This window comes from Rhodanobacter sp. K2T2, from assembly GCF_013408815.1.
Taxonomy (GTDB): domain Bacteria; phylum Pseudomonadota; class Gammaproteobacteria; order Xanthomonadales; family Rhodanobacteraceae; genus Rhodanobacter.
Genome location: NZ_JACCCA010000001.1, coordinates 1 through 20,614, shown reverse-complemented (window position 1 = coordinate 20,614; position 20,614 = coordinate 1). Strand labels below are relative to the sequence as shown.

The window sequence follows — 20,614 nt, the reverse complement described above, 5'->3', positions numbered from 1 at the left end:
TAGATCAGATGGATGTTGTGATACGCATCACATGGCTTGTATACGAAATATTTACACCTGTAGCATATTTTGCGGCATTCAAAGCAGACTACGGAACATTTCAATAAGGTGGATGTGACTGTATCCATCGTGTTTCAAGCACAAAAAGTATCAAATTGCAGTCCATTAGCAGGCTGTTGAGAAACACCCATCCACGGGCTCCGCGATAGAAGGGTAGATCGTGAACCGACGGCGATGACCTTTCGTGCCGCCGGCCTGACGCACGCCACTCATGTCGGCGAGGGTTGCCACCACTCGCCGATACCGCCAAGTCGGATGAGGTTGTAGGCCGCAAAATTCCAGTGCACCCACGCGCTGACCTTCGCCAAGCCGATCCACGGCAGCTTGCGTAGGTCGCCGATGGTCTTGGCCCAGCCGAAGCCCTGCTTTATGCGTTTGCGTATTTGAAGACTGATGGCGTAGCCCTTGCCGCGCGCCGTGCGTCCGTCGATACCGCTACGCCGCCCGTTGGCGGTGTTGCGGGCGATGTGCGCCGATCCCGCGCTGTTTCAACTGGTCAACGAAATCGTGCACGTCGTAGCCCTTGTCCGCACTCAACGTCACGCCGCGATGCAGGTGCGCTTCGGCCAGTCAAGGCGCCCTCACGCTCTCCGGTGCCCGTGGCATGAAGCACATCTACGCCTACCAGCAGGCCGTTGCGATTTTCCATCAGGGCATTGGCCAGATACGCCAGACGCGCCTGCTGGCCCTGGCCCTTGCGGGCCAGTCGCGCATCCTGATCGGTGGTCGAAGCATGTGTATCGTTGCCGCGTTTCTGACCACGGAAGTCACTGCCATCGCCGTCGTGCAAGCCATCCTTGGGGCGGAAACTGCGATGCGAGGCTCAGGCTTCCAGCAAGCTGCCATCCACCGAAAAGTGCTCGTCGCTGACCAGATCATTGAGTCTTGCTAGCAAGACCATGCTGGTGAAAAACCGTTGGGCGATCTCGGCATCGAACAACCGATCCCGATTGAACGAAATGGTGGAGTGATCCCATACCGTGTCGTCGATGTTCAAACCCACGAACCAGCGAAACAGCAAGTTGTAGTTCAACTGCATCAACAACCGTTCGCTGCGCACGCTGTAGACCACCTGCTGCAAGCAGCCGCTCGAGGGGGAATCGATGCGCGTCCGACAGCGGCGTAACGTGTAGCCAGCACCTCGTCGAGGTCCTGCAGGATCGTATCGACCAGCACTCGCAGCTTGCGGATCGGGTGATCGGTCAGAACGCGTTCGCCCACCGGAACATACGAGAAAATGTCCAACTGCTGGATATCTGCCCCGCGCACCGCAACTACCCAATCATTGATGAGGGCTATCATTGTCGCGACTGCGAGGCGTTTTTCAACAACCTGTTAGAGGAAGCCACAGGAGGATCCATGCGAACTACTTATAATCATAAAACTCTCTTCACTCGCAATATGTGTGGACTGAAGACGCGCCGACTGCCCACACAAACGCTATTGTTCGTCGCGATGTTATGCGTGACATTACTTTTTGATGCGAGATTTTCGCATGCTTCGGAAGTAGCCGCGGTCCAGCCGATCACTCGCTCAATACTTGAACGACGGCCGATACTCGGCACTAATCTGGAACGGGAAGTCATCCTCGTCGCCTTTCAACCGGGGGTGATCGCGCCGCCACATCACCATACCGATGCAGGCTTCAACTACGTCATCGAAGGCACGGCTGAATCGGGTTACGGCAACGAAACACCCAAGCTCTATCATGCCGGCGAAACGTTCCTGGATCAGGCCGATGTGCCGCACACCGTTTTCATGAACCCCGAAAAAAACAAAGTGCTACGGTTTCTGATCGTGGCCAGCGTCCCGGCTGATAAGCCTTATACCATAGTGCCCTAGCCGAATATTTCGGGCTAACTGATCTCACAAACCAAAAGCCCATGACTGGCGTTGCCACTGGCTCAGCAAAAGATGATGCTTGTGTTGCCGCCAATCAGAGATCAGGCATTTATTGCCAGCGCATCGACCCCCTCACTGCTGTAAAGGAACACCGACTTCCGTCGTGTTGGGCTAAGTAACCGTGTAATCGCTGAGACGAATCCGTATTTTATTAGCATCGAATATTTGTATTAGCTACTATCCATTCCGTCAAAGTGCTTCACAACGGTTAACCTGACTTTAAAGCTGATAAATAATTAGACGAAGCCCTACAAAAATTCACACCTCAGCTAGGGATCGAGCATTGGAACAACTTGCTAACTAGCGAAAGGCCTCATACAGGGGGCCTTTCGCAAGATGCTTGCAACTTATTAGGCGGCCGGAGCGCCACTCGTCAGCTGTGCATTGGTCAACGCGTGACCAGCAATGCCCCACGCCCCATCCACAGCATGTACGACATTCACCCAGATACGATCCTTAGGTTGTTTACCCTTGGACGCCTCATGGACGATATCGGTGGCTTCTTCGATATAGCCCTGCTGGATTTCACGGGTCGCAAAGGCAAACCCCGGAACTTTCCATTCGATAAACACGACCGGGCCTTCCATCGACCCAGAGAACGTATGGTCCTTGGGCACCACGTGGATCGAACCGACGATATTGCGCTTCAGATCCAAATTTTCAGACTGTCCATGCCACTTGAGCATGCAATCGGAGAGACGGGAAAACGTTGCCTTTTCGGTTCCTTTCGGCAGAACGCCTTCGGTGAGGGTCAGTGTGAGCGGCATGGGAGTCTCCCGATAGTAGTTAGGGACACACACAATGCGTGACCCTTACGAGCGCGTACATAACGATCGTGATTTCATCATAAATAACGATCGTTATTTAGTCAACTAACGGCTGGGACGTGGTTCAAGTGTAGGCCGGCACAACTCTACAGTCTCGGTCTTGCTATCAAGCCGCATGATCGTCTCCTGTTCTGTCGTGTTGAAACGACGAAGCCTGCTGGCGACGATCTGATCTCGAACATGGTGCGTCTCACATCAAGGAGAAACGCCCCGTTCGTCGGTTCCACCACACATTGCAACATCGGCTAGGCCACTCAACGGGCGGTATTGAGGTAGTCTCCCCTACCCGCGATAACGCTTCCTAATCGACACTGATCGTTGCCTTTTTTTGCTGCCTGTGCCAGGCCGTACAACGTGTGCTTGGGAATCTCGATGCGGGTGGCCACATCCACCACCGTAAAGCCCCGCTCGATGACATGCCTCACCGCCTCGGCACGGAACTCATCCGTGTAATGTTTGTTGCTACTCATAAACACCACCGTCATTGCCATGAATTATGGCGTCCGTATGTCTACGAAAGGCTGGTGGGTCCATTGCGACAATTAGCATGTGTTGGACGTCTTGTTTGGATTGCTCGAAGAAGCGCGCTATTGATGGCACGGTTTGCGGACGGGAATAAACGAGCAACGGATTTTAAAGTCGAGGATTATTCAACGTCTTGGACGTTGCAAGCACCGTACGATTACGACCATCGGCTTTCGCTTGGTAAAGCGCACGGTCGACGCTCTCCAGCGTAGCGTCTAGGCCCTGGCTCGAGCCTTCGACCAGGCCGGCCGAGAAGGTCAAATGTAGCTCCACGAGCGCTTCAGGCGCACGCCGGCGGTCGCCCAAACTGGAACGAATGTTGTCGATGAAAGCCATCGCCTCATCGACCGAGATGCCAGGCATCAACAACAGGAACTCTTCGCCACCCCAACGACCGAGCTCACAGATGCGTGGCAAGAGGGATTGTGCAACTGCTGCGAAGTGACATAACACCTGATCTCCCAAGGCATGACCAAACTGGTCGTTGATGCGCTTGAAGTGGTCCAGGTCAATCAGCGATATACACAAAGGGCGTGGCTGAGCGGTTCCACCTTGGCATGCTGCTGACAACCGTTCGCCGATATAGCGTCGATTAAACAGACCTGTAAGCAGGTCATGCGCCGCGATGACTTCCAGGCGAGCTTTGGCCACCTCTAGCTCGGTGCGCTGGGCACGCACCTTCAAACGCATCCGACTAACCTCGCTGAGCAGAAACGCCATGCAAGGCAGGCAGATAACGGCAAAGACGAAGTGCAACGCTTCGGCGCGCGGGTCGAACTGCTCGGGATAAAAATAGGCCAGCGATGCCATCATCGCACCGAAGCCGATCACGCTAAACCAAGCCAGTAATCGGGTTTGCCGCGGACTCATGGCCAGGAAGCCAAAGAGCGGCAACAGTGCTACAAGCAGAAATGTTAAGGCGCGCACTGGACCAACGGTTGGGTAAGCAAAGACCAGTGCGGTCACGGCAAATAGGTTCTGCGGCATCGTCAAAGCCGGATCGCGCAGGCGACGGCTCCAGCCACTGCGCACCAGCAAGTAAAAAACCACCGGACCAGCCAGCATGTAGATCGTCAGCCAGAACGCTAGTTGCAGATCACTGAAGCCGAAATACACAGTCAAACGCACTGCCAGGATGCTTATCAGATAGACCAGCATAGCCATTACAGTGCGTTCAACAGCCATCCGCATCGAGGCATCGCGACCAAGCACAAGACCATGCATTTCCTCCCCCACGGCAATGGCCCACGCCCGGCTCATGGGTACTCTACCGACACGGCTTGCTCGCTCATCACGCGATCACGCCCAGCATTCTTGGCACGGTAGGCTAGGTGGTCAGCGCGCTCGACTACTTGATCGGCGGTTTCCCCCTGTTGCCATTGAACCACGCCGACAGAGATCGTGACTCTTAGTTCGGGACGGTCTAGCCACAAGGTATCCCCGGTCATGTCCATGCGCAGACGCTGCAACACCGCGGTCGCCATGGGCAGGTCGGTATCTGATAGCAGCAACAGGAACTCTTCGCCACCCCAACGCGCGATCACATCGGTCCCGCGCAAACAGCGCAGGGCCTGTTCTCCGAAACGGCGCAGTGTATCGTCGCCGGCAGCGTGACCGTACTGATCATTGATCCGCTTAAAATGATCCAGGTCAACTAGGGCAATGCATGTGAGAACCGATTCGCCCTGCAATCGCTCCTGCTCACGCGCCAAACGCTCGACCATGAAACGACGATTGAACAAACCAGTCAGCGCATCGTGGCTGGTAAGCAGCTCCAGCCCAGCCAACGTTGCTTGTAGCGCCCGGCGTTGCTCATGCATGCGAGCCCGCAATTGCTCCACTTGTGCAGCGACGATTGACATGGTGGGCACCACGGCAACCAAGATGAGAAAATTGATCACCTCTTGTCGCGGGTCGAAGATTGCGGGCCAATGCGATCCGACTAATGCCATCGTACTGCCATAAGCGGTCAGCGTGAACACTGCAAGCCAACGTCCCTGCGATGGCGTTAGCGAAAATCTTCCGATCATGCCAAATGCCATGACCAACGGAACAAGTAACAGCGTGAGGGAGCGAAAAGCCGGAGTGAGTATTGCGTAGGCTATGCACATGACGACAATGGCGCACATCATCTGCAGCATAGTCATTTCTTTATCAGTCAAACGACTGTCTAGTTCGCAGCGAATCACTATATAGAACAGACTTGGGTTTATCAGCAAAATAAGCGTAAATACGCGAGCTCGGCCGAAATCGGTCAGCCCCAGCACGACACCGAACCATACCGCCAACACACACGCCAAGTAGATAACCATGGTCATTAAAGTGCCGATAATACGTGCGCGCTGTGCTGATACCGAACCCAGCACCAAGCGGAGGGTGGCGGCTTTAATCCGATACAGATAACGTGCCACTGGTTAAGCGACCCCTATTTAAAAGACCGATCTATCTTGTTTAGACGAATCAAAATATATACAGGCTATCGGCCAATGAGCGCAGGACTTTAAGTAGGCAGCTGAAAAGGTTAGGCGACATACTGGCTCAAAGTTAGTTGCCGGTAGGCAGCGACCGCTCACCCGCCAGAGAAAGCGCAAGCTTATGCGCTGCGAGCGCTGCATCGCTTTGCCCAAGCGCTTGGTAAACACTGGCCTGAACCATCGCCGCACGCATGTCAGTCGTCGCCCACGGCGCAAGTGTGCCGCTGATTGCCATTGCCTGATCAATATGTCCCGCCGCCAACGCTTTAGAGGCATAAGATTGTCCGACATCGACCAACAATTCGGGCACCCCCAATTGTTGGGCGCGGTTCATGATGGTCGCAAATTTTTGCAGTGACAACTCCGTCTCGCCCTCAGCAGCGATTTGTTCGGCTTCCGCCAATTCGATATAGATTTCAGACCAATCATCGGGCGTCTTCGTGGCAACCCACTCACGCATTGCCCTTGTTTCGATGCGAGCCTGTTTAATCTCTCCACTCCCTCTAAGCGAACGAATGAGGACCAACCATGTTTGTGCGTACGGAATATCGCTTGCATCTTTCAGCGCTGGCATCTTTGCTGCCGCAGCAGCGTTGAACGCCGTTTTATAGTCACCCTTAACGAGAGCGATGTTTGCTTGAAGCGCTTGAGTTAAAGCTAGTAAAGTTTTGTCAGTGGCTTCACTCTCTTTTAAAATCGAATTAACCATTATTTGCGCTTCCTTGACCCGTCCAACATCGGCCAACGCTTGCGCTCGATGAAGGCTTAGCCAAAAGCTGATGGGTCGTATTTTCACGAAAGACGGTGTCGGCCAAAAACTATCCGTCGTTTTCAAAACCTCTCCAAAGTGGAGTAACAGCCTTTGGTCGTTGGCTATGTCAATGGATACGGTAAGCATTGCCTTATTTCCACCGATCCTCGAGAACTCCTCATAGGATTTCTTGAGAAATGACATCGACGCTTCAAGTTGGCCGCGGTCGGTCAAAATAAGCCCTGTTTGGTAATCTGCTATGGCGGCACCCTGCAGATCTCCCGCTCTGGCATAGCTGACTCTCGCGCGGCCTACGTCGTCTGAAGCCTGCACAAAAAGCTGAAGAGATTTTTCCACTTGCGCGCGGAAGGCGTACGCGTAGCCGAGATAGATTTCGTTACCATTTCCCTGTAGCAGTGGAACTGCTTGGTCAAAAAACTTCAAAGCCTCCTCTTTTTCCCCCTCATACTGAGCGTGCCCGCCGAGAGATTCAAAAATTTGTCCGCGAAGGACCTCCGTCTCTGGCCGCACAGGCAATTGCTCCAGCAATGCATGAAGGTCTCTCCCCGCGGTCCCGTAATCCCCCGCATCCATTTTCAGTAGTGAGTCGTAGTACCGAATGACCGGTAGATTTTTTACGGACGGCGGCGCTTGTTCAATAAGCCGCTGGGCAAGATCTTCTTGCGCAGAAAGGCGCGCCGTTATGATGCGCTGAACCAAAAGCTGCTGAGCCACCGGAGGGTCGACGTTCTTCAGTGGCTTGAGGCCGAATCGAACAAGAAGCAGATCCGCAGCAATATTGCCAGCGGTTAAAGCATCGTCAGACACCGCGTGGACGCGCACCGTTTCATGAGCTGAAGTGCGTGCGTCCAGCTCTACAATCCACTTGCCGTTGGCAAGTGAAACGCGTGGATTAATACGCATTGATACGCCCAATCGTTCGTCTGAGAACGCATCCTTGCGAATGTCACCGACTTTTACATCGAGTTGGCTTACGACAATCTGACTTGCCATCGTCGGCATTTTTGCGTGATTGAGCCGATCCGAAATGAGCGCCATAAGCCCCAATTGAAGCCATTGCCAATCGTTCGGCGCTTTCACTTCTGCAGGTAACACAACTGCTAGGCCGGTGCCCGTTGCAACGACGGGCAAGAATGCTGTGTCCTGATAGCGACGATGTAGAAAAACAAGAACAGCAATCGCAACGGCGACGACAAGGGAGGTGGATAGCGCAATCTTCGTTCGCGTACGAACTGTGTAAAGATCCCGCCATTTCGTTGACGATTTAGGTGGCTGCCGCGCTGCGACCTTGTCTTTATCCAACGAACCATCGAAGGGACTAACCTTGTTCGAAAAATCAGAGGCAATCGCCACATCGAAACTCTTCGGTATGACTGCCGTTGGTATCATCCATCGATAGCCGACACGGACAATCGTTCGAATGGCGCTCTGCTTACTACCGGCATCATCCAATTCACGGCGTAAACGGACAATCGTTTGTGCCAGAAGATTTTCGCTGACGTCTGTGCGCCCCCAAACAGCAGAGATCAACTCATCTCGGCCAACAGGGCGTTCTCTATGCTTGATTAGATAGGCCAGACAGTCGAATGCACTGGCGGGCAATGCAATGAACACATCTCGGCGTTTCAACTCTCGCGCTAAAGGATCTAGCGAAAAATCGCCGAAAACATAAAGTTGAGCTTTCATATCAGCACGTTAGCTGATCGTTCACCAACACGCTACGTGAGCCATTTGTGAACCGCTCCGGTTTTTGAGGAGGCTCCAACTCTTGAAAAGATAGAGCCACGAACAAGTCGGCAAATTCTCCCCAGAAGTCCGCGAGTGCGCCGTGCTTATGCTGCAAGAGCACGAGGCTGATGATGGTTGCAGTCGACCTAGTCGCTGGCAGTTTAATTTACGGCCTCGCCTTGAAGTACATCGGTATGGGTCAATCGCACCATGAGCGGCCTTGAGTCCATCAGCATAGCGGTTGTGTTGTCAGGCAGCTCAATAAACTCAAGGAGATCCTGCTGCAGGGGAGTGTTGAGCTGGTTGGTTACCAGCAGAGGAATACGCAGCTTATCGGTGGTATCGATGCTAACTATGTTTTCCAGCGCGTCGACCACAAGGCCATATTTGTGCCCGCAGTGTTCGACGATGAGGATTTTGCTGTTGGCGAGGTTCTCCGCCTCGTCCATGCTGTAGTGGATCCGAAGGTCGACAACCATGATCAGTGCCTGTCTCAGGTTCAGCACGCCGCGAACGTAGGGTGGAGCGCCCGGTGGACGCACCAGGGTCGCGTCGTAATCGACTACTTCGCGAAGCTGTTCAATACGCAGACCCATGAGTCGATCAAGCCGAAACGTTATCCAGGTCTCGCGTATGCGCTGGCACCGATTTTCGACTTCGCGCTGTTCGCTGTCTGCCACTAGATAAAGATCACGGTGGCCCTGAATTATGTCAGTCATGAATGGGGCCTCCAGCAAAGCGGGCGCGTTGACCATCAAAAGGTCGTCCATGCCGGAATCGGGACAACTGATGCAGCCGGCGAATAAGCCCTCCTCGCCTCGGATAGTCGGCATCGGCAGCAGTTGTGTATCAAGGTAAGCAACAATGCTGCCGACGTTATCGACTAGCAGTCCGAGGTAAGCATCACCCTTGCGCAGTACAAACACCCGGCGTGGATCTTCTCCATCCTCTCCGTTCGTCGGTTCGGCGCCGTGACTTTTCAGTCCAAGGAAGCAGGCGAAGTCTACAACTGGCACCGGGCGACCGCGCAGTTCCAGCCATCCCAAGCAGCGCTCGTTACCGAGTACCGAATGCTTCAGTTCCGGCAGTCGAATAATTTCTTGGATCGCTTTCATCGGCACCGCCATCTGCCGGCCGCCGCTCTGAAAAGATATCGCCTTATGACGGTTGCCGTATGTCATTCGCCGTTGGTGAGCTTGCTGTAACACATCGGAATTGAGTAATTGCGGTAAGCCCGGCAGACGCGCCAATGCGGAGGCGGATAAGACCTGTAGGATGCGATCGTCGAAGAGAAAAGCGCTTTCGATCAGGACCAACGATTCGCTGTCATGGCGTGATGGCACTACCTCGTTCGTCGCTAGTTTCAACATCTCACCGATGCGATCGAACAGCAAGCCCAGGCGCGCTTGGCCAGAAATGACCAAAGCGATCCGCGCCTCACTGTTGTCCGTGCTATCGGGTAAACCGAGAAAGCGGCCCAGGTGCACGATGGGGATCAACATGCCACGCAGATTGAACAGGCCCAGCACATGCTCCGGGGCGTCAGGTATCTTGACGATGGTGCCGGGGAAGGTCACTACTTCCTGCAGCGCATCGATAGGCAGCGCCAGCTCGAATTCGCCTAGGTGAAATGAACCAAATAGCTTGACCGTGTTCGGCGCTGCGGGCGTGTCTGGGAGAGCCGAACGGTCCATAGCGGGTTCCTCTAATTGATACGTTCGAAGGTACGCACGACATATTGCTGCGTGTCGCAATGGATGCTCAGCTGACGACCACTGATGCCACCTATTTCGGTATGCACCACACGGATCCCCGCGTCCGCCAGCAGCTGCTGGGCCATTTTTGTGTTCTGCTCGCCGATCAATCCGTTGGGGGTTAGCCGGCGCTGGTACACCATGCAAGCACCGCCGGCCACAATGGCTTGGAGCTGGTTGTAACAAGAAGGCGAAGCACCGATCAGCTGCAATAGCGAGGGCACGGCATCCGTCACATACTTTGCTGATGGTTGCGCCGCTTGCGTTTGAGAATACGGCAGCAGGCAGTGTGCCAGGGCGCATAGGTTGCGCTCACGCCAGAGAAGACCGATGCCTACGCACGAGCCAAGCGTACTGCGCAACACCTGCGGCGCGCTGCCAGTCCGTACTTCGCACATTTTCACGTGGATATCGTTCCCATTCACGCCGCGGTTCGCTCGTTTTGGTAAATCAGCGGCTGTTGGTAGTTAAAGCCGGTGCGGATACGGTTGAGGGATTCCGATTCGCCCACTATGAGTACCGCCCCTGTGGCCATCGATAGCCGGACGTTCTCCAGCACCGTTTCCTGTCCGGCCCTATCAAAGTAAATAAGTACGTTACGCAGCAGGACCAGATCAAAGCACGCAGGATCGACTAGCCCCTGGTAAAGATTGTGTCGGCGGAAGGTGATATGGGTGCGCAATGAAGGCGCAACGGCGCATGCCGTGCCGTCACTACAGAAGTACTTTTCCAGCATCGCTGGACGCGCCTTTTTCAGACCCTCCACGTTACGGCCGAAGTATTTTCCCGAGCAGCCTACGTCGAGTACGCGTTGAGCGATGTCAGTGCCTAGGATGCGGTACTTAAAGTCGGGATGCTTTTGGTGAAATTCTTCAAACAGCATCGCCGCCGAATAGGCCTCCTCACCGGTGGACGCGGCAGCAGACCACACCTGCAACGTGACGCCCGCATGGGCGGCATGCCATGCGGGCAAAAATTCTTGCCAGAGGTAATTCCAGATTCTTGGCGTACGAAAGAACGAGGTCTCGTTCGTCGTAACCAGGTCTATGAAGTGCCCTACTTCGTCGGCCGAACTGTCCAGCACCGCGAGGTAATCGCTGTAGTTGGACAGTGACAATGTCTGCAATCGTCGTCGCAGGCGTCCGTGCAGAAGCGTCCACTTCCGATCGGCCATGTCGATGCCCGTGTGTCGCCGCACCTGGGCGAACAGTGCCCGTCGAGTGTCCATGTCCACCGCAGCTTCTATAGCTAGCATGATCTGCTCCGTCAGTTCTCGAAGTGGTTGACGGTGGCGCTTAATTCCCCCGCACCTTCCATCAGATTTCCACACGCACGGGCGATGTTGTCGCAGGTCGCGGCAGTCTTTTCCGTCTCTTCGGCGATCTGCTGTACCGCCGTCGCCACCTCACGGGCAGCCACCGCCTGTTCGTCAGCGCCGCACGAAATTTCCGCCATCGCTTGCGTGGTACGAGCAACGCCGAAGACGATCTTGTCGAATGCCTCGGCTGCCTGTCTGGAAATTTCGCCACCTTGCGTGACGCGCTTGACCGATTCGTTAATCAGTATCGAAATCTCCTTCGCCGCCTTTGACGACCGCTCGGCCAGCTTGCGCACCTCATCGGCAACGACAGAGAAGCCCAGCCCGTGTTCGCCCGCGCGGGCCGCCTCGATAGCCGCATTGAAAGCAAGCAGATTGGTCTGACTGGCGATCTCGCTGATCACTTTGATGATCTCACCAATGTCCTCGGAGGACTTGTTGATCAGCCCCATGGACTCGATCGACTTATCAATCGCCTTGGCGCCGCGCTCGGCCTCCTGCTGCGTATCCTTGGCCAACTGGTCCGCGCCCCGTGCATTACTAGCGATGGAGTTGATCGAAGCCGTTAGCTCTTCAATCGTTGCATTCATTTCTTCGACAGTAGCTCCCAGCAGTTGCGCACCACTGGCCATGGAATTGGACTGCTCGGCGATTTCAGTTGATGCATGGGCGAACTCGCCAGCACGGCGCCTGACCAAATCCTCCAACTCTCCCTGAGCAGTGATATCCGAAGCGAACTTGACGACCTTCTGCAGAACCCCATCCCCGTCAAACATAGGGTTGTAGCTTGCATGTAGCAAAATTGGCTGGCCTCCCTTCCCTACGCGGCGATAGCGGCCAGAGTCGAAAACGCCGCTGCGCAGTTTTTCCCAAAAAGCAGCGTACTCGCGGCTCGCGGCATAGTCCTTATCGCAGAGCATGCGGTGATGCTGACCAACAATTTCATCGAGCCTGTAGCCAACCGCCGCGAGAAAGTTCTGGTTAGCCGTAAGCATATTGCCATCGAGATCGAACTCGACTATCGCTTGCGACTTGTCCAGCGCGGCCATCTTGCTATGAACTTCCGCCGCCGCATTTCGCGACGCGGTGATATCGGTCGCAAATTTAATTACCTTGTACGGCACGCCTTCGCTGTTTAGCACGGGGTTATACGAGGCGTTGAGCCACACCATCTCACCGTCTGCCGTGATGCGTTTGTACTCGCCCCTTTCGAAGTTACCGTTGGCCAGCCGCGCCCAGAACTTTGTGTAATCAGCGCTAGAGGCATAGGCTGGATCGCACAGCATGCGATGATGTTTTCCACGGACCGCTTCGAGCGTATAGCCGAGTATGTCCAGGAAGTTTTCGTTCGCATCGATAATGTCACCGTTCATATCGAATTCGATTACCGCCTGGACCCGATGAAGTGCGTCGTTGAAGGCGGATATTTCCTTCATTTCCAACGACAGATCATGTATTTCTTTATTCATGGCATTTCCTTTAAACCAATGTGTTTGGGGCCCTGAACATGGCCTATGAGATAAATGCATCCATGTCGAGATGAGCCCATGCCGCTCGATCCTCGCGTGCAACGATGTGGTCGTCGCAATCGTTTTGAGCTAAATCGAGGGTTATTCCGTGCGCGTAACTACGCGTGCGAATGGAATACACGACGCGTAAGCACGGATTCACCGCCGACGCCGACGCCAATTGCGGTCGTTTGATCACGATGGCTAAACGCTGGGACGCCAGCCTCACCAGGGATCCGATGGGGTACACACCGATCGTGCGTACGAATGCCTTGAAAAGCACGGGATCAAAATGCCCCGTCCAACCCGCCATACGGTGCAACGCGTCGGCGGGATCCCAGCCTTTTTTGTAAATTCGGTCGCTCGTTACCGCGTCGTAGACGTCACAGATCGAGACCATTCGCGCAAGCATGGGAATGTCCTCGCCCTTCATCCGGTCGGGGTAGCCCGAGCCATCGAATTTCTCATGATGGCGGAGGCAAGCATCCAGGACACCAGCATCGGTGGCATCTTGCGAATGCAGCATTTCATAGCCCATCGCGGGATGTTCGCGCATATAAATCCACTCCGCCTCGCTGAGTTCGGCCGGTTTGTTGAGGATTTCTAGGCTTATCCTGGCCTTCCCGAGATCGTGTAAAAGGCCAGCCATACCGCAGCGACCGATCTGCTCTTCGTCGAAGCCCACGCCTCGTGCGAATGCCATCATCAGGCAGGCAACGGCGACCGAATGCACGTACGTGTAATCGTCGACTGATCGCATTCGCGCCACGCTTAGCAGCGCCGAGGGGTGTCGTGTAAGCGTCAGCGACATGTCGCTGACAATTTGCGTCGCCGTCCGCATATCGACCGTTTCGGTAATACGCGCGTTCGAAAAAATGTCCGCAACCACGTCCTTGGCGTGGAGGCAGACCTTTGAGGCTTCTTCCAGTTCGCGCTCGAACGGCATCGGCAGGCTGGAGGATTCGCGCCTACCAGGATCAGCCGCAGCTACCGTTGTGCTCGGCTGCACCGCCTCACGCGGTCTGTCAGCGTGAGCCGGTTCCGCCACATCCAGGCCGCGTGCCGTATCGATCCATATTCCTTTCAAGCCGGCCGTGCGCAGCGCCTGGACCTCTTCGCTCGACCGAATCAGAAAGCGCGGCCGCCAGAAAGGATTTTTGAGCCAGGAACCTTCCATGCGACCGACATACATGCCAGGTATGAGCTGTTCAAATTTTATTTTCTTCAACATCGGGGCACCGCCAAACGACCAAACCTCGTCGGCGTCGATGGATACGCTCAGCCTTAAAAAGAGGCATTCGGAAACCATGCGAACGGGATCGTATTTATATGACGGCTTAAAAATCAGTCACTTAAACGCACAAAATCACCTCACCCGAGCTGAATCCCCTCCAGCTTGGTGCGGTTATTGCCCCCGCTGGGCACGACTGTTGCCTGTTTACTCCTCGGAGATCGCGTTCGGTCGCGTTGATTTGTGCTGCTGCGACCTTCATTTTTTTTTCGAGCTGCCGATAGCTCTCTAGAGCACGGCGGATCTCAAGCTGATGAATCATCAAAGCTATTCCTTCAGAGGGTTTCTTCTTAACCCGCTCTCCAGAGAGCTCTGGCACGATGGGGAAGCGATTCCACTCTCCTCCAGCGCGTTCGACTGTCTTGTCTATCTTGTAGAGCATCGCGAACGCCCTATCGGGCGCGACGAACTTATTTCGGCGGTATGGGCAAGAGCTGATGTGAATGACAGTCTGTTGGCTCAAACTATCGTTCGCTTGCGGCGCGCCCTGGGCGAAGACGGTAAGGAGCAGCAAATCATCCGGACAATTCTCCGGGTCGGATACCGTTGGATCGCCGATACCGTGGTGCACGCGGGTCCGCCCGCGGCCGAGCTGACGACCAACCGCGCCACCTTGCTGCCGTCGACATCCAAAGCACTACCCATCGGGACTGACGGCCCCCCGGCGTACCGATTTCCTCCAATGCGCCGCCATGTTCGGATCATTGGCACGGCCGTAGCGGCTATCGTTCTTTCCGTGTGCTTCGCCTGCTTCGCGCTTGCGCATCGTCAGCTGCCAACGTGGTCCATGAGTCCCGCAAAACGCTCGTTGACGGTAGTGTTACCCGCAAAGGTAAACGCGCCGGCTCAATGGAACTGGCTCGGTTTGGGAGTGATGGCACTGGTGGCCGACCAGATCAAGATCGGCGATGTCCAAATCGTCTCGAATCCGACGGTTCTAGCCCTGATGAATAACGACCATCAGCTTACGCCGCAACAGATCTTTTTCAAACCAGAACTGGGTATTTCAACGACGATTCAGCCCACGGTGTTACTGAAGAATGGTATCTGGACAGTTCGCCTTACGATTGGTCGAGCTAACGAAGCTGGTGATGATGTGCAGGCAGCATCGGCGAATGTTCTGCAAGCCGCTCACGACGCCACGTACTTGCTGCTCGCGCGCATAGGAAAAACACGCAGCGATGGGCGCCAGAGCCCACCAGTCGCCAACTGATTCCTATAACAGCGGCTAATCACGAGGTATCGTCGGAGTTGAAGCCCCAGTCTTCATTTCGAGACTTCGCTTTATCCGACATACGCGCTGAAAGTTTTTCTCGCATCTCAAGCACTTCCGATAGCCGGTAAGGGAATGTTTGCCCGATTGTTTTCATGTTGAATTGCGACGATGACAGACGCCGATATTTCGCAAGGCTTTTCCTGACATGACACGCACGCTGTCACGCTCCGGGACAATGTCTGAATCTGTCTTTGCGTTCGTTATCCAGCGAACCCGAGAGGTCTTTTGCACCACCTCGTAAACGCCCTGCTCTTCGCTGACGTGGGTGTGCGAACTGCGCGTTGGGTTGAGCTGCTGCGATTCCACCTGGCGGATGATGTCGCGCACGGCGCGTGCGTCGTTGAAGATGGCGTGCCCCAGCAGCGACAGTGTGTGGTCGGCTAGTTCGGTGTCATGGCTGGCGGTGACGACGTCGCCGTGGGCCACAATCATGTCGATCAGCTGGTTGAGTGTGTCGACCTGGTCCAGGGTGATGCCGAAGCGGTAGCGCTCGCCCGTGTCGTAGGGCATCGCTTCGGCGGCTTCGGGTTTTGCGTAGGCGCCCTGCTCGGCCTCGCGTTCGGATCGGTAGGCTGGAAACGAGAGGTTATCCAGCACGAAACCCAACTGCTCCGCCAGAAATTCCAGGCAGATCGCGACCTGCTCCGCGTTGATTTCGGGGATCCCTTCGTGCTCTGCATCCGGCGTGCGCGGTTGCGCTATGTGCGAGAGAAACTCGGCGTAGTCGCGCAGTTTCTGCAGTCGGAGCTGGCTGTTCTCCGGTAGAAAATAACCCCTCGTTTCCCGATCGTTTGCATCGAACGTCGACATGTTCGCCTCCTCATTCCGTCGAAGTGCCCGTGCACGGCATGACGCCGGACGGGAAGTCGGGAGGTTCGAAACCGCAAACAGTCGGCGGGCTTATTCCCCTTGCGGGTGTTGTATTCGCCGCCCTCCCGACGCAGGCATCGCGTCGGTTGCACCTACAAAAAACGTAGGTACAAAAAACCCACCGGTTTGTCGGAGGTGGGTACCGCTGTTTGAGGAGTTTCGACGCTCCTTGAAATCGAGTCTGCTATCGCTGCTCGACCGTGTCAAGAGAGCTTGGGAAGCGCGACGACTCTTGCGCGTGCGAGATTGATCTGAGGTCATTTCTCAGTAAGAAAAAGCGAATTCTGCAGTCGCATCTTCTTACCGCTCGTCGGTCGAAACCGAATCAAGAAACACTATGAGTTGTTTAGGCCGCTACTGATTGGGGGATAAGGTGCATTCTTAGTCGAACCCCTTCATCACCTGTACCCACAGGCGGGTCTTGGTATTCACGTTGGGCAGAATGTCCGGCGTGTTGCCGATGGGCTTGGCCACCGACGCCGAGGCAGTCCAGCTGTGTGGACCCGTCCAGCTCAGACCGAGGCCGGCACTGCTGAGACGGCCGCTATTGATGCTTCGCTCGAACGTGTCCTTGTAGACCGCCACGCGACCGGTGTCGCCGAACAGCTTGGCCTGCCACTGTCCCGTCACGCCGGGTATGGTGAAGTTGTGTCGGTATTCCAGGGAGAACAGATTGCCCTGCGAGCCGGCCAGTACGCCGACGTCGTAGCCACGCACGGTGCTGGGGCCACCGAGGAAGAATTGCTCTGACGTGTCGAGGTTCTTGCTCGCCCATTGCTGGGTGAAGCTTGCGTACAGCGCGTCGTCATCGCCCAGTTTCTGCAGACGGGACAGCGAGAAGGTGTACTTGTTGTACGAACCCTGCGTGCGTGCCGTGATGTAGTCGATGAGGTTGGCGAGACCGTTGGTGTAGTCGATGTCGCCGTGCGACATGCCGAGGTTGTAGTTGATGATGCCGTGCGCATCGCGCTCGTCGCCGGCCAGCGTGGCCACCCACACGTTGGCCTGGCGATCGGTGTCGATGCCGACGAGGCCGATGTCGTCCTTCAGCAGCTTGCGGTCGAACTCGATTTGGCCGTACAGGTTGGCCGCGGTGTTGCGCACGATGGGCTGGGTCAGCGTGAGGCTGCCCACCAGCGCCGAACCGTAGGCATCCAGTGGCGACAGCTCATCCTCCAGGTTGTAGTGCAGCGACGACACGCCGGCGCGCAGCGTGGTGCCCTGCCCGTTCAGCAGATAGCGGTAGCCGCCCTGCACGTAGTTCATGCCGCCGCCCGAGCTGGCCGCGCTGAAGTCGAGCAGATCGCCTTCGTGCAGCAGGCCGTTCACGTCGAAGCTGCCGGTGGCGCGCGCGCGGCCGGTGTATTCGTTGCCGTAGTCATCCACGCCCAGTGTGCCCGTGTAGCGCGGCGCCGAGGTCACGTCCACCACGAGATCCGACGTGCCCGACGCGTCACCGGGCTTGATCGCGGAGCTGACCTGCGCACCGGGGATGTCCGACAACAGCAGCAGGCTGCGTTCCAGCGTGTCGTTCGACACCGGCTGGCCCGGCTGCAGCGGCGCCAGGGTGGACTGCAGTGGGCCGTCCTTCACGGCGCTCTGGTTTTGCAGCACGACCTTGCCATAGCGCGCCTCGACCACCGCGAGCTTCACCACGCCGTCGGCCAGGGTCTGCGCCGGCACGTACACGCGCACCAGCGGGTAGCCGGCGCGCAGATAGGCTGCGCTGATGACGTCGGCCAGATCGCTGAGATTGCCCAGCGTCAGCGCCTTTCCCTCGTAACCGATCACCAGCGAACGCAACTGCTCATCGGGTAGCAAGGTATTGCCGGTGATCTGGATGCGCTTGACCATGAAAGGCCGCGAATCGGCAGCCGGCTGCTTTTCGGAATGCAGCATGTGCAGATCGAGATCGGATGGCGGCACCGTCGAAGGCTGCTGCGGCGCCTGCTGCAACAGCAGGCCGCTGCTGATGCCGCCGGTGCTGGGGATGCCGGTGGGCACGGATTGGGCATGCACCGCGCCTGACAAGGCCAGCGACATCATGGCGGCCAGCGTGCCGAGGCGCAGTACGGGACAAGACTTGGTGTTCATGGCTTTCACTTGAAGAGGGTTGACTGAAGAAAAGTGAATCGTTCGGGACATGCGGTTCACTTCCCTTACGGCAGCGCCTGTGCTGGCGGGCGCACGCCGCCATCGATCACCTTCAGGGCCAGGCCGGAGCTGAAATCGCCGCGCGACACGTTGCGCTCCACCGGGCGATGCAGCCGCTTCTTGTTGCCGATGAAGGTACCCACGCTTTCCTGCGCGGCAAGGCCGTAAGGCGTGGCGAGTACCTTCGAGTTCAGCACACTGTCCACACTGGCGAGGGTGCCGTTGCTGATCCCGAACGCCGACGCCTGCGCGCCGGTGATGTTGGCCTGGGTGTATACGGTCGGGCTTGCCAGCAGGTAGTTGCCTGCGTCGGCACCGCTCAACTGCACGCCCGTGACCGTGACCAACTTGTCGCTGCCGATAGTGGGATCGGAGAAGTTGGCCGTCCCGTAGCCGAACTGCACGGAGTCACCCGCCACCACGCCAGGGCTGCCCAGCGTTACCGTGTCCAGCGTGTTGCCGTTGTAGATTTTGCTGGTGCCGGTGGCGTCGGCCACGAGGGTCTTGGGCGTGATGCTGAGCGTATCGACACCGCCGACCAGGGTGTAGTTGCCGGCCAGGCCACCGTTGCTGCCGTCGGACAGTGTCAGCGAACCGAGGCTGGTGAATAACTTGTCGCTGCCGACGTTCTTGTCGCCTACCTGTCCCGTACCGCCAAGGTTCACCGTTTCGCCATTGATGCCAGTCAACAGGCCGCCATTGCCGAACGCACTGGCAATCGCATTCGTCGTGCCGTCGTATACGCGAGTGCCGCTGAGGTCCAGCACGTACGGGTTGATGGTGCCGACCAGGCCCGAAGGTTGCACGATGATGTAGTTGCCTGCATCGGTGCCGCCGATCGTCATGCCGGTGGTGACGCTTTCCGTGCCCGCATTCGCCGAGGCGAACGTGCCGGTAGCGTCGTTGCCCAGCGCAACGCTGTCGCTGCCGAGCAGCCCCTTCAAGGTCGAACCAGCAAGACTTGCCGTGGTGTTACCGTCGTAGGTCTTGGTGCCTACCGTGGTGCCGGCGACCGTCAGCGTGGCCGGCGTGATCGTCAGCGTGTCGGTGCCGCCTACCAGCGTGTAGTTGCCGGCCAGGCCGCCGTTACTGCCGTCGGCCAGCGCCAGTGTGCCCAGGTTCCCGAACGGCTTGTCGGTGCCCACGTTCTTGTCACCCACCTGGCCCACACCGCTCAGCACGACCGTCTCGTTGCCGACCAGGCCGCTGATCGCCAGCAGCTTGGCATTCGCATCGGTGTCCGCGTCGTACACGCGCGTGCCACTGAGGTTCAGCACGGCCTTGTCGATATTCGCCGTCGTCGTCGCCGTGTTGTTGACCGTGTAGTTACCCGCATCCGTGCCATTGGCCGTGATACCGCCCACCGTCACCGTCTTGCCGGTGCCGGCATTGGCATCGGAGAAAGTGGCCGCGGTATCGGCGAAGTCCACCGTATCGTTGCCGACGATGCCGCTGCTCGTCAGCGAGGTCACGACCGCCGTGGCATTGCCGTCGTAGGTCTTGTCGGCTGCCGTCGCCGCGACCGTGATGGCCTTTGGCGTGATCGTCAGCGTGTCGATGCCACCCGCCAGCGTGTAGTTGCCGGCCAGGCCGCCATTGCTGCCATCGGCCAGCGCCAGGTTACCCAGGCCCGTCAGCGCCTTGTTCGTGCCGACGTTCTTGTCACCCACCTCGCCCGTACCACTGAGTACTACCGTCTCGTTGCCTACCAGGCCGCTGATGGTCGTCAGCGCGCCGGCATCCGCGTTGGTCGTGCCGTCGTATACGCGCGTGCCGGCGAGATTGAGGATCGCCTTGCCGACGTCGAGCGCACCGTCGACGTAGCTGATGGCGTAGTTGTTGCTGCTCAGGCCGTTCGCGGTGATGCTGTAGTTGCCGGCGTTGATCGCACCCTGCGACGTGCCGCCATAGACAAGGCTGCCGCCCAAGACACTCGACGTCTCGTTGTTGACGAGGCCGGTGTAGGTCACCCCGTTGCCGCCGGAATAGGCCAGCCCGTCGTAGGTCTTGCTGGCATCTTGCGCGGTGACCGTCAGCGCCGCCTTGCCGACGTCGAGCGTACCGTCGACGTAGCTGATGGCGTAGTTGTTGCTGCTCAGGCCGTTCGCGGTGATGCTGTAGTTGCCGGCGTTGATCGCACCCTGCGACGTGCCGC

At 56.9% G+C, this 20,614-nt stretch carries 15 protein-coding genes and 1 pseudogene; 2 read left to right on the top strand and 14 right to left on the bottom strand.

Annotation, left to right across the window (positions count from 1 at the left end; all coding sequences use genetic code 11):
- Positions 1–269: 269 nt before the first annotated feature.
- Positions 270–1,329 (bottom strand): annotated as a pseudogene (locus HDE78_RS00080) (IS5 family transposase).
- Here HDE78_RS00080 and HDE78_RS21195 point away from each other — a divergent pair.
- Positions 1,255–1,902, top strand: a complete 648-nt coding sequence (locus tag HDE78_RS21195; protein WP_345776011.1) for a cupin domain-containing protein — start codon at positions 1,255–1,257, stop codon at positions 1,900–1,902. The pseudogene HDE78_RS00080 and the gene HDE78_RS21195 overlap by 75 nt on opposite strands.
- A gap of 410 nt (positions 1,903–2,312) precedes the next feature.
- On the opposite strand, the gene HDE78_RS00070 is transcribed toward HDE78_RS21195, so the two are convergent.
- The 10 genes from HDE78_RS00070 to HDE78_RS00025 all read right to left on the bottom strand — a co-directional run bounded on the left by HDE78_RS00070 (position 2,313) and on the right by HDE78_RS00025 (position 14,177).
- Entirely contained in the window at positions 2,313–2,729 is a 417-nt protein-coding gene (locus HDE78_RS00070; RefSeq protein WP_179476494.1) for a 4-oxalocrotonate tautomerase, read from the bottom strand.
- A gap of 314 nt (positions 2,730–3,043) precedes the next feature.
- Positions 3,044–3,280, bottom strand: coding sequence for a transposase (locus HDE78_RS00065; RefSeq protein ID WP_179476493.1), 237 nt, complete (start codon positions 3,278–3,280; stop codon positions 3,044–3,046).
- 142 nt (positions 3,281–3,422) lie between these two features.
- Complete coding sequence (locus tag HDE78_RS00060; protein WP_179476492.1) at positions 3,423–4,574, bottom strand: GGDEF domain-containing protein; 1,152 nt, start codon at positions 4,572–4,574, stop codon at positions 3,423–3,425.
- A complete protein-coding gene (locus HDE78_RS21190) occupies positions 4,571–5,725 on the bottom strand; it encodes a GGDEF domain-containing protein (protein ID WP_179476491.1) in 1,155 nt (384 codons plus the stop codon). The genes HDE78_RS00060 and HDE78_RS21190 overlap by 4 nt, the downstream gene beginning before the upstream one ends.
- A 133-nt stretch (positions 5,726–5,858) precedes the next feature.
- Entirely contained in the window at positions 5,859–8,246 is a 2,388-nt protein-coding gene (locus HDE78_RS00050) for a transcriptional regulator (protein WP_179476490.1), read from the bottom strand.
- A 203-nt stretch (positions 8,247–8,449) separates the two neighbouring features.
- The gene (locus HDE78_RS00045; RefSeq protein WP_179476489.1) at positions 8,450–9,982 is read right to left on the bottom strand and encodes a chemotaxis protein CheW; all 1,533 of its coding nucleotides are present in this window, start codon (positions 9,980–9,982) and stop codon (positions 8,450–8,452) included.
- Positions 9,983–9,993: 11 nt separating this feature from the next.
- Positions 9,994–10,440, bottom strand: coding sequence for a chemotaxis protein CheD (locus HDE78_RS00040; protein WP_218861943.1), 447 nt, complete (start codon positions 10,438–10,440; stop codon positions 9,994–9,996).
- Between the two features lie 23 nt (positions 10,441–10,463).
- The gene (locus HDE78_RS00035) at positions 10,464–11,297 is read right to left on the bottom strand and encodes a CheR family methyltransferase (protein ID WP_179476487.1); all 834 of its coding nucleotides are present in this window, start codon (positions 11,295–11,297) and stop codon (positions 10,464–10,466) included.
- 11 nt (positions 11,298–11,308) lie between these two features.
- Positions 11,309–12,829, bottom strand: a complete 1,521-nt coding sequence (locus tag HDE78_RS00030; RefSeq protein WP_179476486.1) for a PAS domain-containing methyl-accepting chemotaxis protein — start codon at positions 12,827–12,829, stop codon at positions 11,309–11,311.
- Between the two features lie 43 nt (positions 12,830–12,872).
- Positions 12,873–14,177: an HD-GYP domain-containing protein gene (locus tag HDE78_RS00025; RefSeq protein WP_179476485.1), complete on the bottom strand. Its 1,305-nt coding sequence runs from the start codon at positions 14,175–14,177 to the stop codon at positions 12,873–12,875.
- A 235-nt stretch (positions 14,178–14,412) separates the two neighbouring features.
- Here HDE78_RS00025 and HDE78_RS00020 point away from each other — a divergent pair, with 235 nt between their 5' ends.
- Positions 14,413–15,372, top strand: a complete 960-nt coding sequence (locus HDE78_RS00020; RefSeq protein WP_179476484.1) for a transcriptional regulator — start codon at positions 14,413–14,415, stop codon at positions 15,370–15,372.
- Between the two features lie 153 nt (positions 15,373–15,525).
- Here HDE78_RS00020 and HDE78_RS00015 read toward each other — a convergent pair whose 3' ends face one another.
- The 3 genes from HDE78_RS00015 to HDE78_RS00005 all read right to left on the bottom strand — a co-directional run.
- Positions 15,526–16,245 (bottom strand): hypothetical protein, encoded by a 720-nt coding sequence (locus HDE78_RS00015; protein WP_179476483.1) that lies wholly within the window; start codon positions 16,243–16,245, stop codon positions 15,526–15,528.
- Positions 16,246–16,686: 441 nt separating this feature from the next.
- Positions 16,687–18,399 carry a ShlB/FhaC/HecB family hemolysin secretion/activation protein gene (locus HDE78_RS00010; RefSeq protein ID WP_179476482.1) on the bottom strand — a complete coding sequence of 571 codons (1,713 nt, stop codon included), beginning with the start codon at positions 18,397–18,399 and terminating at the stop codon, positions 16,687–16,689.
- A 65-nt stretch (positions 18,400–18,464) separates the two neighbouring features.
- Positions 18,465–20,614 (bottom strand): YDG domain-containing protein (locus tag HDE78_RS00005; protein WP_218861873.1); only part of this gene is annotated, 2,150 nt, incomplete at its 5' end.

Coding starts and splice junctions, on each gene's coding strand:
- HDE78_RS00015 (WP_179476483.1), bottom strand. CDS start 16,245: ATGTCGACGTTCGATGCAAACGATCGGGAAACGAGGGGTTATTTTCTA.
- HDE78_RS00065 (WP_179476493.1), bottom strand. CDS start 3,280: ATGGCAATGACGGTGGTGTTTATGAGTAGCAACAAACATTACACGGAT.
- HDE78_RS00070 (WP_179476494.1), bottom strand. CDS start 2,729: ATGCCGCTCACACTGACCCTCACCGAAGGCGTTCTGCCGAAAGGAACC.
- HDE78_RS00040 (WP_218861943.1), bottom strand. CDS start 10,440: ATGTGCGAAGTACGGACTGGCAGCGCGCCGCAGGTGTTGCGCAGTACG.
- HDE78_RS00025 (WP_179476485.1), bottom strand. CDS start 14,177: ATGGTTTCCGAATGCCTCTTTTTAAGGCTGAGCGTATCCATCGACGCC.
- HDE78_RS00030 (WP_179476486.1), bottom strand. CDS start 12,829: ATGAATAAAGAAATACATGATCTGTCGTTGGAAATGAAGGAAATATCC.
- HDE78_RS00035 (WP_179476487.1), bottom strand. CDS start 11,297: ATGCTAGCTATAGAAGCTGCGGTGGACATGGACACTCGACGGGCACTG.
- HDE78_RS00010 (WP_179476482.1), bottom strand. CDS start 18,399: ATGAACACCAAGTCTTGTCCCGTACTGCGCCTCGGCACGCTGGCCGCC.
- HDE78_RS00045 (WP_179476489.1), bottom strand. CDS start 9,982: ATGGACCGTTCGGCTCTCCCAGACACGCCCGCAGCGCCGAACACGGTC.
- HDE78_RS00050 (WP_179476490.1), bottom strand. CDS start 8,246: ATGAAAGCTCAACTTTATGTTTTCGGCGATTTTTCGCTAGATCCTTTA.
- HDE78_RS00020 (WP_179476484.1), top strand. CDS start 14,413: ATGAATCATCAAAGCTATTCCTTCAGAGGGTTTCTTCTTAACCCGCTC.
- HDE78_RS00060 (WP_179476492.1), bottom strand. CDS start 4,574: ATGAGCCGGGCGTGGGCCATTGCCGTGGGGGAGGAAATGCATGGTCTT.